At 64.9% G+C, this 13,481-nt stretch carries 10 protein-coding genes; 2 read left to right on the forward strand and 8 right to left on the reverse strand.

The annotated features are described in order from the left end of the window. Positions 1 to 2: 2 nt before the first annotated feature. Genes FHW58_RS21560 through FHW58_RS21570 form a run of 3 tightly spaced genes read right to left on the reverse strand, consistent with a single transcriptional unit; the run spans position 3 to position 3,544 of the window. Entirely contained in the window at positions 3 to 1,391 is a 1,389-nt protein-coding gene (locus FHW58_RS21560) for an aspartate aminotransferase family protein (protein ID WP_179675239.1), read from the reverse strand. A gap of 11 nt (positions 1,392 to 1,402) precedes the next feature. Further along, positions 1,403 to 2,773, reverse strand: a complete 1,371-nt coding sequence (locus FHW58_RS21565) for a glutamine synthetase family protein (protein ID WP_179675240.1) — start codon at positions 2,771 to 2,773, stop codon at positions 1,403 to 1,405. A gap of 18 nt (positions 2,774 to 2,791) precedes the next feature. Beyond that, positions 2,792 to 3,544, reverse strand: coding sequence for a gamma-glutamyl-gamma-aminobutyrate hydrolase family protein (locus FHW58_RS21570; RefSeq protein ID WP_179675241.1), 753 nt, complete (start codon positions 3,542 to 3,544; stop codon positions 2,792 to 2,794). 95 nt (positions 3,545 to 3,639) lie between these two features. Here FHW58_RS21570 and FHW58_RS21575 point away from each other — a divergent pair, with 95 nt between their 5' ends. After that, a complete protein-coding gene (locus tag FHW58_RS21575; RefSeq protein ID WP_179675242.1) occupies positions 3,640 to 5,178 on the forward strand; it encodes a PLP-dependent aminotransferase family protein in 1,539 nt (512 codons plus the stop codon). Further along, positions 5,175 to 6,350, forward strand: a complete 1,176-nt coding sequence (locus FHW58_RS21580; protein ID WP_179675243.1) for an MFS transporter — start codon at positions 5,175 to 5,177, stop codon at positions 6,348 to 6,350. Before FHW58_RS21575 ends, FHW58_RS21580 begins: the two co-directional genes overlap by 4 nt. Before the next feature lie 40 nt (positions 6,351 to 6,390). Here FHW58_RS21580 and FHW58_RS21585 read toward each other — a convergent pair whose 3' ends face one another. From FHW58_RS21585 to FHW58_RS21605, 5 genes are read right to left on the reverse strand one after another with little or no spacing between them, the layout of a single operon-like run. Continuing rightward, positions 6,391 to 7,227 carry an ABC transporter permease gene (locus FHW58_RS21585; RefSeq protein WP_179675244.1) on the reverse strand — a complete coding sequence of 279 codons (837 nt, stop codon included), beginning with the start codon at positions 7,225 to 7,227 and terminating at the stop codon, positions 6,391 to 6,393. Continuing rightward, positions 7,224 to 8,129: an ABC transporter permease subunit gene (locus tag FHW58_RS21590; RefSeq protein WP_179675245.1), complete on the reverse strand. Its 906-nt coding sequence runs from the start codon at positions 8,127 to 8,129 to the stop codon at positions 7,224 to 7,226. The genes FHW58_RS21585 and FHW58_RS21590 overlap by 4 nt, the downstream gene beginning before the upstream one ends. A 12-nt stretch (positions 8,130 to 8,141) precedes the next feature. Continuing rightward, the gene (locus FHW58_RS21595; RefSeq protein WP_179675246.1) at positions 8,142 to 9,269 is read right to left on the reverse strand and encodes an ABC transporter ATP-binding protein; all 1,128 of its coding nucleotides are present in this window, start codon (positions 9,267 to 9,269) and stop codon (positions 8,142 to 8,144) included. A gap of 57 nt (positions 9,270 to 9,326) precedes the next feature. After that, positions 9,327 to 10,697 carry a glutamine synthetase family protein gene (locus tag FHW58_RS21600; protein WP_179675247.1) on the reverse strand — a complete coding sequence of 457 codons (1,371 nt, stop codon included), beginning with the start codon at positions 10,695 to 10,697 and terminating at the stop codon, positions 9,327 to 9,329. 42 nt (positions 10,698 to 10,739) lie between these two features. Then, entirely contained in the window at positions 10,740 to 13,469 is a 2,730-nt protein-coding gene (locus tag FHW58_RS21605; protein WP_179675248.1) for a nitrate reductase, read from the reverse strand. Positions 13,470 to 13,481 lie beyond the last annotated feature (12 nt).

A 13,481-nucleotide genomic window follows, 5' to 3' on the forward strand; every position in this document is an offset into this window, starting at 1 on the left:
CTTTACAGCCAGCCGCGTTCTTTCACATCGGCGTAGGTCAGATCCAGGCAGTGCCGGATCAGCGCCACCATCTCGTCGATCTGCGCCCTGGTCAGCACCAGCGGCGGCGCGATGATCATGCGGTCGCCGACGGCGCGCATGATCATGCCGTTGTTGAACATGTAGCCGCGGCACACCATGCCGACAGCCAGCGATTCATCGAACGCCACGTTCTCGTGCACCGTGGCGCCCTTGCTGCGCACCAGATCGAGGCCGGCCACAAAGCCGCAGCTGTTCGCGCTGCCCACCAGCGGGTGATCCGCCAGCGCGGCAAAGCGCTGTTTCAGATAGGGGCCGGTGTCATTGGCCACGCGTTCGACGAGCTTTTCTTCCTCGATGATGCGGATATTCTCCAGCGCCGCCGCGCAGGCGACCGGATGACCGGAATACGTGAAGCCGTGATTGAACTCGCCGCCCTGCTCGATCAGCACCCTGGCCACGCGATCACCCACCAGCACACCGCCCAGCGGCACATAGCCCGACGTCACGCCCTTGGCGAAGGTGATCAGGTCCGGCTTGATGCCAAACAGTTCGGACGCGAACCAGCGCCCGAGCCGGCCGAAGCCGCAGATCACCTCGTCGGCAATCAGCAGAATGCCGTACTTGTCGCAGATGCGCTGGATCTCCGGCCAGTAGGTGGACGGCGGAATGATCACGCCCCCCGCTCCCTGTATCGGCTCGCCGATAAACGCCGCCACCTTTTCCGGCCCCACTTCCAGTATCTTCTTCTCCAGCCAGGACGCGGCCTCGATGCCGAATTCGTCCTCGGTCATGCCCTTGCCGGATTCCAGATAATTCGGCTGGCCGATGTGCACAATGCCGGGTATCGGCAAGCCGCCCTGCGCGTGCATGCCCTCCATGCCGCCCAGCGACGCGCCGGCCATGGTGCTGCCATGGTAGGCATTGTGGCGGCTGATGATGGTGTGGCGCTCCTTGTATCCCAGCACATCCCAGTAGCGACGCACCATGCGCACATTGGTGTCGTTGGCCTCCGAGCCGGAGCTGGTGAAGTACACATGGTTGAACTGCGGCGGCGAGATGCGCGCCAGCTTGGCAGCCAGCTGCACCGCCGGCACATTGGTGGTGTTGAAGAAGCTGTTATAGAACGGCAGCGTCTCCATCTGCCGGTACACCGCCTCCGAGATGCTGGTGCGGCCATAGCCCACGTTCACGCACCACAGGCCGGACATGCCGTCGATGATCTTCTTGCCCTCCGAATCCCACAGGTAGATGCCATCCCCGCGCACCATCACGCGCACGCCTTTCTGACCCAGCGCCTGGTGGTCGGTGAAGGGATGCAGGTAGTGGGCGTTATCCAGCTGTTGAATCGCGGCGGTATCGTAGTCGCTCATATGGCCTCCGGTTAAACGTGCAGCAGCAGGTGCTCGCGCTCCCACGGGCTGATGACGGTCATGAATTCCTGATGCTCCAGATCCTTGATGGCCGCGTAGACATCGATGAAGCGCTCGCCCAGCACGGTGCGCAGGCGGTCTTCGGCGCGCAGCAATTGCAACGCTTCCGGCAGGCCTTGCGGCAGCTCCACGCGCAAGTCGTAGGCGCTGTCGGTGGTCATCGGCGTCGGCTCCAGCTGGTCCACCATGCCGAGGTAGCCGCAGGCCAACGTGACCGCCAGCGCCAGATATGGATTGGCGTCCGCGCCGATGATGCGGTTCTCCACGCGGCGGTCTTGCACGCCGGATTCCGGCACGCGGAAGCCCACCGTGCGGTTGTCCATGCCCCACTGGATGTTGATCGGCGCGGCCGTGTGGCGCACGATGCGGCGGTACGAATTCACGTACGGCGCCACAATCGCCATCGCCGATGGCATGTAGCGCTGCAGGCCGCCGATGTAGTGCTTGAACAGCGGCGACGCCGAGCCGTCCTCGGCGCTGAAGATGTTTTTGCCGGTGTGCGCGTCCACTACGCTCTGGTGCACGTGCATCGCCGATCCCGGTTCGCCGGCCATCGGCTTGGCCATGAAGGTGGCGTACATATCGTGCTTGAGCGCCGCCTCGCGCAGGGTGCGCTTGAAGAAGAACACCTTGTCCGCAAGGCCCAGCGGCTCGCCGTGCAGGAAGTTGATTTCCATCTGGCCGGCGCCGATTTCGTGAATCAGCGTGTCCACGTCCAGGCCCATCATGTCGCAGTAATCGTAGATGTCTTCGAACAGCGGGTCGAATTCGTTCACCGCGTCGATGCTGTAGACCTGGCGGCTGGTTTCGGCACGGCCGCTGCGACCGATCGGCGGTTTCAATGGCAGATCGGGATCGCTGTTCTTGGCAGTGAGGTAGAACTCCAGTTCCGGCGCCACCACCGGTTTCCAGCCACGGTCGGCGTACAGCTTGAGCACGCGGCGCAGCACGGAGCGCGGCGCGAAATCGACCAGGCGGCCATCGGCGAAGTAGCAGTCGTGGATCACCTGCGCGGTCGGGTCGGCGGCCCAGGGCACCATGGTGATGGTGGTGGGATCGGCCTTCAGTATCATGTCGCGGTCGGTGCTGGAGATGGCGCGGTCGTAGCCCGCGTCCTCGGTCGGATAATTGCCGGTGACGGTCATGCCCAGCACCGCCTCCGGAATGCGCATGCCGCGCTCCTGGGTGAATTTGCCGCGCGGGAGGATCTTCCCGCGCGCCACGCCGGTCAGGTCGGGGACCAGGCATTCGATTTCCGTGACGCGTTTCTCGTTCAGCCACAGGTCCATATCGGTATAGGTAAAGTTCTCTCGGATTGCCATTTGCTTCTCTCTTTGTTGTTATCGGGCGGCCTTGTAGGCGCGGCAGGCGTCGCCAAAGGCGCTGAATAATTTGACGGCGTCCGGATTCTCGGAAAAGCGCCATTCTGGATGCCACTGTACCGCGAGCGTAAATCCTTTGGCGTCCGCGACGCGGTAGGCTTCCACCAGACCGTCGTCGGCGCGCGCCTCCACCGCCAGCCCGTCAGCCAGCCGGTGGATGCCCTGGCCGTGCAGCGAATTGACCATGATCCCGGAAGCTCCACCAAGGATCTGCGCCAGGCGCCCTCCGGGATCCAGCAGCACGCGGTGCGATGGCGCGTATTGCTGTTCCAGCGTGTCGTCCTCGCGTTCGCGGTGGTCGGCCATGCCCGGCACGTCCTGCACCGCCTGATGCAGCGAGCCGCCCAGCGCCACGTTCACTTCCTGGAAGCCGCGGCAGATGGCCAGCAGCGGTATGCCGCGCTTGATGGCGGCACGGATCAGCGGCAGCGTGGTGGCATCGCGCGCGGGGTCGAGCGGCAGCGATGGATCGAGCAATGCCTCGCCATACAGGCTGGCGTGGACGTTGGAGGGAGAACCGGTCAGCATCACGCCATCGGCGAGCGCCAGCAGCGCCTCAAAGTCGGTGGCCGCGCCGAGGGCCGGCACGATCAGCGGCGTGCAGCGCGCGCCGTCCGCCACGGCGGCCACGTACTTGAGCTGCGCGGTGTGATACGGATGTGCGCCGATCTGCTTGACGCAGGCGGGAACCAAAACGACAGGGCTACGCATAGAAGCTTTCATCTATTTGATTTAACTAAATGATATGCCTATTTTGGTATTATTGTGAGCGCCACTTTTTGACATTTGATAGAACCACTTTGTAGATGTCCCCGACTTCCGACCTGCTGGCCGCCGCGCTGGCGCAATCCGGCTTCCATCCGCGTCTTCCGCAACAGCGCAGGTTGTACGAAGCCGCCAAGGCCGCGATCCACCAGCAGCGCCTTGGCGCCGGCAGCAAACTGCCCTCCAGCCGTGATCTGGCGCGGGATCTGGGCATGGCGCGCAATACGGTGATCGCCGCGTTTGAGCAGCTGGCGGCCGAAGGTTACGTGGTCAGCGCGCGCGGCAGCGGCACCTACGTGGCGGATTTGCAGGCGCACAGCGCGTCGATGCGTGGTGTGGGCGGCGCACCACAGGGTCGCCTGGCGGCGGGCGCGAACGCTGGTTCCGGCGTCGTCGCTGCCGCGGCGCGCTCCGCGAGCGGCGCGGCCGGGCTATCGCGTCGGGGGCGGGAACTCAGCAGCGTTGCCGCCGGTCCGCGATTCGAGATCCAGCCGTTTGCGCCGGGTGATCCGGACTTCTCATCGTTCCCGTTCAAGCTATGGCAGCGGTTGCAGAACCGCGTCTGGCGCGAGGCGCGCAACGATCTGCTGGACTACGGCCAGTCCGGCGGCCACCTGCCGCTGCGGCAGGCCATCACCGAATACCTGCGCATCTCGCGCTCCGTCAAGGTGGAGGTGGAACAGGTGATGATCACCGCCGGCACGCAGCAGTCGCTGGACCTGTGCGCGCAACTGCTGGCCGATGCCGGCGACACCGCGTGGGTGGAAGATCCATGCTACTGGGGCGCGCGCCGCGTGTTCCAGGCGCGCGAGCTGAAGCTGCGGCCGATCACGGTGGACAGCGACGGCATCGCCATCTCGGCCGCCGACCTGTCCACCCACCCGCGCCTGATCTACGTCACGCCATCGCACCAGTACCCCACCGGCGCGGTGATGAGCCTCGCGCGCCGCCGCGAGCTGCTGGACGTGGCGGTGCGCAAGGACGCATGGATACTGGAGGACGACTACGACAGTGAATTCCGCTACACCGGCCGCCCGCTGGCCGCGCTGCAAGGCCTGGACAACGATGACCGCGTGCTTTACATGGGCACCTTCTCCAAGGTGCTCTACCCCGGCATCAAGGTCGGTTACCTGGTGGTGCCGCCGGCGCTGATTGCCGCCTTCCGCAGCGCGCTGTATGACCTGCAGCGTCCCGGCCAGCTGACGGTGCAGGCCACGCTGGCGGACTTCATCACGCTCGGCCACTTTACCGCCCACGTGCGCAAGATCCGCCAGACCTACGGCGCGCGGCGCGAACTGCTGCGCCACATGCTGGCGCAAAAACTGCCGCGCGGCGTCACCATCTCGCGCGAGGAATCTGGCCTGCATCTGGTGGTGGAATTGCCGGACCATGTGGATGATGTCGCGCTCGCGCAGCGCGCGGCGGCGCAAGAGATTTCGGTCAAGGCGCTGTCGACGTATTACCTCAACAAGCGCGTGCGGCGCGGCCTGCTGGTGGGCTACGCCTACTGCACGCCGGAGCAGATTACCGACTACGGGCGCAAGCTGGGCGCCATCATCGCAGCGGAGGTGGCGGCATGAAGAATATGCCGTGGCGCGACTTCTGCGCGCTGGTTGCCAGCATCGGCGTGGTGGGCCTGGGGCTGGGCGCGACGATTCCGCTGACCGCGCTGACGCTGGACCAGCGCGGCGCAGGCACCGACATCATCGGCGTCATTACGGCCGTCAGTGCGGTAGGCATTCTGGCGGCGGCGCCTTTCGTCTCGCGCTGGGTGGCCGTCCACGGGCCGCGCGGTTGCATGATCGGCGCGATTGCGCTTGCCGCGCTCTCCACGACGCTGATGGAGACCACGGACAGTCTGCTGGCGTGGGGGCTGCTGCGCTTTGTGTTTGGCGCCTGCATGGGCATGTTGTTCACCATCGGCGAGGCATGGGTCAACAACCTGGCGCCGGAGAATTCTCGTGGGCGCGTGGTGGCGATTTACACCACCGCGTTCACGCTGTTCCAGTTGATCGGTCCCGCGCTCGTGGCGGCGCTGGCGGGCAAGGTGGCGCTGCCGTTTGCGGCTTGCGGGATGCTGTTTCTGTTGGCGCTGCCCGGCATGCTGCTGATTCGCGGCGGCGCGCAGGGACATGAGGATGAGCCGCCGGTGGCCTGGCAGCGCATCCTGCCGCGCATGTGGATGATCGCCATTGGCGCCGCGTTCTTCGCCATGTTCGATACGGTGGCGCTGAGTCTGCTGCCGGTGTATGCGATGCGTCATGGCATAGCGACCGAACTGGCGGTGCTGTCGGCCAGCGTGGTGCTGGTGGGCGATACCGCGCTGCAGTTTGCGTTCGGCTGGCTGGCCGATCATGTGGGGCGGCGCAAGGTGCACGTCGGCTGCGGGATCGCGGTGTGCGTGTTGCTGCCGCTGTTGCCGTTTGCGGCGGGTACGCCGTGGCTTTGGTGGACGGTGCTGCTCTTGCTCGGCGCGGTGGCGGGGGCGATTTACATGCTGTCGCTGGTGGCGTGCGGCGAGCGGTTCGAGGGACAGTCGCTGGTGGCGGCGAGCGCGGTGGTCAATGCCAGCTGGGGCGTCACCAGCGCGGGTGGGCCGTTGGTGACGGGGGTACTGATGCAGACGGCCGGCGTGAATGCGCTGCCGGCCGTTCTGTGGGTTGGCGCGGCGATTTTCATCGCCAGCGCGGCGTGGGATAGGCGGGCGGACGGCACCCGCGAAACCCGCACACCGGTGCGGCGCGGGGTCTGACCCCGTACGGGGTCAGACCCCATCGTCTGGGGTGCTGTTTTTAGCCTTTGGCGGCGGCGGCCAACTGCTTCGAGCGCAGGCGCTCGGCGCGGGCGATGTAGAGGCTTGAGGCGATGACCCCGATCGATACCACCAGTATCGTCAGCGCCGCCACCGCGTTCACGCGCGGGTCGAGGCCCAGGCGGGCGCGCGAGAAGATCACGATCGGCATGGTCGACGAGCCGGGGCCGGACAGGAACGCCGACAGCACCACGTCATCCAGCGACAGCGTGAACGTCAACAGCCATGCCGATCCCAGCGCCTGCTTGATGTTCGGCAGCGTCACCAGGAAGAACACCTGGAAAGGCCGGCAGCCCAGGTCCATGGCCGCTTCTTCCAGCGACTTGTTCATCTCCTGCAAACGCGATTGCACCACCACCGTCGCATAGGCCATGCCCAGCAAGGTATGGCCCAGCCAGATCGTGACCAGGCCGCGCTCCGGGAAGCCGAACATCTTCTGCACCGACACCAGCATCAGCAGCAGCGACAGGCCGATAATCACCTCCGGCATCACCAGCGGCGCGCTCACCATGCCGGCGAACAGCGTGCGGCCCTTGAAGCGCTGGTAGCGGTCCAGCACAAACGCGGCAAAGGTGCCGAGGATGACCGAGCCGCACGCCGTCAGCAGCGCGATGCGCAGCGACAGCCCGAAGCCGCTGATGATTTCCGTGTCGCTCGCCAGCGCCGCGTACCACTGCAGCGAGAAGCCGCTCCACACCATGTCCTGGCGCGAGCTGTTAAATGAGAACACCACCAGCACCACAATCGGGATGTACAGGAACAGGTAGCCCAGCGACAGCCAGCCACGCCCGAACCAACGATGCAGGAATTGCGTCATTTGCGCGCCTCCTGGTCTGCCTTGTATTTGTTGAAGATCGCCATCGGCACAAGAATGAACAGGATCACCACCACCGTCACGGCGGACGCCAGCGGCCAATCGTTATTGGTAAAGAATTCGTCCCATAGCTGGCGGCCGATCATCAGCGTCTCCGGCCCGCCCAGCAGTTCGGGAATCACGTACTCGCCCACCGCCGGGATAAACACCAGCATGGTGCCGGCGATGATGCCCGACTTCGACAGCGGCACGGTGATGCGCCAGAACGTCTGCCACGGCGTCGCGCCCAGGTCGGCCGCCGCCTCCAGGTAGCGCACGTCCATCTTCACCAGGTTGGCATACAGCGGCAGGATCATGAACGGCAGGTACGCATACACCATGCCGATGATCAGCGAGAACTGGGTGTTCATCAGGTGCAGCGGTTCCGTGATGGCGCCGATGTCGAGCAGGAAGCTGTTGAGGATACCGTTGTTGGCCAGGATGCCCTTCCACGCGTAGATGCGCAGCAGGAAGGAAGTCCAGAACGGCATCATCACCAGCATCAGCAGCACCGGGCGCACGGTCGGCTTGGCGCGCGCCATGAAGTAGGCGAACGGGTAGCCGATGATGAGGCACAGCGCCGCCGTGATGGCGGCGAACTTGATCGAGTTCAGATAGGTCAGCGCATACAGCTCGTCCTGCGCGATGAACAGGTAGTTGGCGATCTTGATCTTCAGCGTCAGCACGCCGTCCGCCACCGTCATCAACGTGCCGAACGGGCTGCCGTCGCCGCTGTCCAGGTCCGTGAAGCTGATGCGCAACACGATCAGGAATGGAATCAGGAAAGCAAACGCCAGGTACAGGAACGGCACGGAGATGACCGCCGCGCGCCCCGGATGCTTGAACAGGTTCTTGAGGAAGTTCATGCCGGTCCCGCCTTAGCTGGTCAGCACGACGACGTCGGCGCCGTCCCACCATGCGTACACGCGCTGGTCGCGCTTCAGCGCCGCGTCGTCGTGGCGCGCCGCGTTGGTGCGGGAGACCTTGAGCACCATGCCGCTGTCCAGCGTGACGTGGTAGCTGGTCTCGTTGCCGAAGTAGGAGATGCCGGTGATGACGCCCTGCACGCAGTTGTAGCCATGTTCGGCCGCCTTGGCGCGCTGCTCCAGCGTGGGCGCCTCGGCCTGCACGGCAATCTTCTCCGGACGCACGGCCACCGACACCGGCATGCCCATGGTGCCGGTGATGCCGTGGGTGACGTAATGCTTGCCCTCGGGCGTATCGATGATGACGTGGTCTGCCTCATCTTCCGCCACCGCGCCGTTGAACAGATTGACGCTGCCGATAAAGTCGGCCACGAAGCGGCAGTTCGGCGTTTCGTAGATTTCATCCGGCGCGCCCACCTGCAGGATGCGGCCGGCGCTCATGACGGCGATGCGGGTGGCCATGCTCATGGCTTCGTCCTGGTCGTGGGTGACCATCACGCAGGTCACGCCCACTTCCTCGATGATGGACACCAGCTCCATCTGGGTGCGTTCGCGCAGCTTCTTGTCCAATGCGCCCAGCGGCTCGTCCAGCAGCAGCAACTGCGGACGCTTGGCCAGCGAGCGCGCCAGCGCCACGCGCTGCTGCTGGCCGCCGGACAGCTGGTGCGGCTTGCGTTTGGCGTACTCGGTCAACTGCACCAGCGCCAGCATCTTCTCCACGCGCGCGGCGATTTCGTCTTTCGGCAGACCGTCGCGGCGCAGGCCGAAGGCGATGTTGTCCCACACCGTCAGGTGCGGGAACAGCGCGTACGACTGGAACATCATGTTGATCGGACGCTGGTACGGCGGCACGCTGACGATATCCTGGCCCGCCAGCGTGATGCTGCCGGAGGTCGGCGTTTCAAAGCCGGCCAGCATGCGCAACAGGGTGGATTTGCCGCAGCCCGAGCTGCCCAGCAGTGCGAAGATTTCGCCCTTGTTGATCGCGACCGATACGTCATTGACGGCACGGACGCCGTCGAATTCCTTAACCAGGTTGCGGATCAGGAGGAAAGGTTCAGCAGCTCGCTCTATGGTCATGTTATTAAAAAGGTAAAATAATATTTGCCAAACCGGTGATTATAAAGCCAGCAGCGCTCAAACATGCAGCAATAGGTGTTCCCGCTCCCACGGGCTGATGACCGTCATGAACTCCTGGTGTTCCAGTTCCTTGATGGCCGTGTAGACGTCGACGAAGCGCTCCCCCAGCACCTCGCGCAGGCGGTCTTCGCGCCGCATCAGTTGCAGCGCCTGCGGCAGGCCTTGCGGCAGTTCATACAGATGATCGTAGGCGCTGCCGGTGTACATCGGCGTTGGCTCCAGCTGGTCGACCAGGCCGAGATAGCCGCAGGCCAGCGTGACCGCCATGGCCAGATAGGGATTGGCGTCGGCGCCGATGATGCGGTTCTCGACCCGGCGCTGCTCGACACCGGAAATCGGAATGCGGAAGCCCACGGTGCGGTTGTCCATGCCCCACTGGACGTTGATCGGCGCCGCCGTGTGGCGCACGATGCGGCGGTAGGAGTTGACGTACGGCGCCAGGATGGCCATCGCCGACGGCGTGTAGCGCTGCAGGCCGCCGATGTAGTGTCGGAACTGAGGCGATGGCGAGCCATCCGGCAGATTGAAGATATTGCGGCCGGTGTCGGCATCGCTCACGCTCTGGTGCACGTGCATGGCCGATCCGGGCTCGCCGGCCATGGGCTTGGCCATGAAGGTGGCATACATATCGTGCTTGAGCGCCGCCTCGCGCAAGGTGCGCTTGAAATAGAACACATTGTCGGCCAGCGCCATGGCGTCGCCGTGCTGGAAGTTGAGGCCCATCTGGCCAGCGCCGGTTTCGTGGATCAGCGTGTCGACGTCGAGATTCATCATTGCGCAGTAGTCGTAGATATCCTCGAACAGCGGATCGAACTCGTTGACCGCATCGATGCTGTAGACCTGGCGCGTGGTCTCGGCGCGGCCGCTGCGGCCAATCGGCGCGCGCAGCGGCAGGTCGGGGTCGATGTTCTTTTCGGTGAGGTAGAACTCCAGCTCCGGCCCCACCACCGGCTTCCAGCCTTTGTCCGCATACAGCTTGAGCACGCGGCGCAGCACGGAGCGCGGCGCGAAGTCCACCAGCGTGCCGTCGGCGAAATAGCAATCGTGGATGACTTGCGCGGTGGGGTCGATGGCCCAGGGGACGGTGGTGATGCTGCCGGGGTCCGCGCGCAGGATCATGTCGCGGTCGGTGTTGGAGATGGCGCGGTTGTAGGCCAGGTCCTCGGTCGGGTAGTTGCCGGTGACGGTCATGCCCAGCACCGCCTCGGGGATGCGCATGCCGCGGTCCTGCGTGAATTTGGCGCGCGGCAGGATCTTCCCGCGCGCCACGCCGGTCAGGTCGGGCACCAGGCATTCAATCTCAGTGACCCGGTTATCGTTGAGCCACTGGTCCATATCAGCGTCGGAGAAATTTTCACGAATAGACATGACGAACTCTAAGTTGCTATCGACAGGTCTAGCTTACCATAATCACAACCTTGCTTCCGCTGCCTCCACGCGTGTCTGCACCAGGATTTTTTTGATTTCAGGGACGCAGGAACCGCAGTTGCCGCCGGCCTTCAGGCAGGCCGTCACTTCGGGCACGGTCTTCAGGTCTCGCTCGACAATGGCGTTGCAGATGGTGTTGCGGCCGACGCCGAAGCAGGAGCACACGGTGGGCCCGGTATCCGCGCCCTTCTCCACCGGCATGCCGACCAGCAGGCCGACACGGTCGATCTCACTGAGCTGCTCCTTGGCGAACAGGCTGGCCAGCCACGCGCGCGACGGCATGTCCTGGCGCGGCGACATGAACAGGCACTGGGCGATGCGGTCGTCCACCACGTGCACGGCGCGGTACACGCCGGCGGTCTTGTCCTCGTATTCCAGCCAGTCCGCATCGGGATCGGTCACGCCCAGCAGCGCGCGCGCCCACTCGGCATAATTGGTGATGGTGTTGCGGCCGGCCAGCTCGTAGCGCCTGAACTCGCGGCCCTGGATGCGCGTCCAGTGGGCGATGCTGTCGAGATTCAGCGCATCGCGGCTCAGGATAAAGCCGTGCCAGTTGACGCGGAACTGCTCCACGCGCACCGGCGTGTGCTTGAACTCAGGCTCGCCGGACACCGGATCGACCACCGGGTTGACCACCGCGCCCACGCGCGCGTCGGATGCGGTCTGGCCGTTCCAGTGGATAGGAATGAACACGCTGCCGCGCGGGATACCCCCGCCGTGCTGCACGCGCGCCACCATCGCGCCCCATTCGGACGTGACGCGCGCCAGTTCGCCCTCCTTCACGCCACTGAGCAGCGCATCCTGCGGGTGCATATCGACGAACGATTCGGCGATATGGTCGGCCAGCGTGGCGGACTTGCCGGTGCGGGTCATCGTATGCCACTGGTCGCGCACGCGCCCGGTATTGAGCGACAGCGGATAGTCTTCGCTGACGGCGTGGCGCGGCAAGCGCGGCGCGGTGGCGATGAAGCGCGCCTTGCCGTCTGCGTGGGCGAACACGCCGTCCTTGAACAGCCGCGCCTCCACCTGCAGCTCGCCGCCCACGGTGCGGCGGATCGGCCACTGCACTGGCTCCAGCTCATCGTACTCACGCTGCTTGAGGCCGGCGAGGCCGGACATATCGAAGGCGCGCGGCACGTCGCCGATGGCGTTGCGGAAGCCGCTCAGGCTTGCGTGTTCATTGAACACGTCGTGCTGGCCGGCGTAATCGAAGCCGCTGTAGCCCATGCGCTGCGCGAACAACGACAGGATCTTCCAGTCCGGCAGCGCCTCGCCCGGCGCCGGCAGAAAGGCGCGCTGGCGCGAGATGCGGCGTTCGGAGTTGGTGACTGTGCCATCCTTCTCGCCCCAGCCCAGCGCCGGCAGCAGTACATCGGCGTAAGCGGTGGTGTCGGTGTCCTGCATGATGTCGGAGGCGATCACCAGATCGCACTTTTCCAGCGCGCGGCGCGCCTGGTCGGCGTCCGGCAGGCTGACCACCGGATTGGTCGCCATCACCCACACCGACTTGACCCTGCCTTCTTCAATCGCCTTGAACAGGTCTACCGCTTTCAGGCCGCCCTTGTCGGCCATGGCCGGCGACTCCCAGAAGGTCTGCACCACGTCGCGATGGCCGGCGTTTTCCAGGTCCATGTGCGCGGCCAGCATGTTGGCCAGGCCGCCCACTTCGCGGCCGCCCATGGCGTTGGGCTGGCCGGTGATCGAGAACGGTCCCATGCCGGGCTTGCCGATACGGCCGCCGATCAGGTGGCAGTTGATGATGGCGTTGGCCTTGTCCGTGCCCGCCGACGACTGGTTGACGCCCATCGAGTAGGCGGTGATGGTCTTGCGGGTGGCGGCAAACAATTCATAGAACGCCAGCAGCTGCGCCAGTTCGATGCGGCAGATCTTCGCCACCACGGCGGGATCGGCGCAATCGGCGTTGGCCACATCCAGTGCGGCATCGAAGCCATTGGTATGCTGCTCGATAAAGCGCGGATCGACGGCGCCGATGCGCGACAGGTAGCTTAACAGGCCGTTGAACAGCCACACGTCGGTGCCGGCCTTGACCGGCAGGTGCAGGTCGGCCAGCTCGCAGGTGGCGGTGCGGCGCGGATCGACTACCACCAGCTTCATCCCGGGCCGAGCTTCCTTCGCCTTCAGAATGCGCTGGAACAGGATCGGATGGCACCACGCCGTGTTGGAGCCCACCAGCACGATCATGTCGGCCAGTTCCAGGTCGTCGTAGCAGACCGGCACCAGGTCTTCGCCAAAGGCGCGCTTGTAGCCCGCCACGGCGGATGACATGCACAGGCGCGAGTTGGTGTCGATGTTGGCGCTGCCCACGTAGCCCTTCATCAGTTTATTGGCGACGTAGTAGTCCTCGGTCAGCAGCTGGCCGGAGACGTACAGCGCCACCGCATCCGGGCCATGTTCGGCAATGATGGCCTTCCACGCGTCGGCCACCTTGCCCAGCGCTTCATCCCACGACACGCGTCGCAAGCCCGCGCCGTCATCGCCGCGCACTTGCGGATACAGCAGGCGGCCTTCCAGCCCCACGGTTTCCCCCAGCGTGGAACCCTTTACGCACAGGCGGCCCTGGTTGGCGGGATGGAGCTTGTCGCCGCTGATGGCGAAGCTGCCATCGTCCTTCTGCGTGGCCTGTACGCCGCAGCCCACGCCGCAATAGGCACAGGTGGTACGGACAGCCAGATGATCGGTGGACAGGTTCAAGATGCTTGCTCG

This window comes from Duganella sp. 1224, assembly GCF_013408245.1.
Lineage (GTDB): Bacteria > Pseudomonadota > Gammaproteobacteria > Burkholderiales > Burkholderiaceae_D > Rugamonas.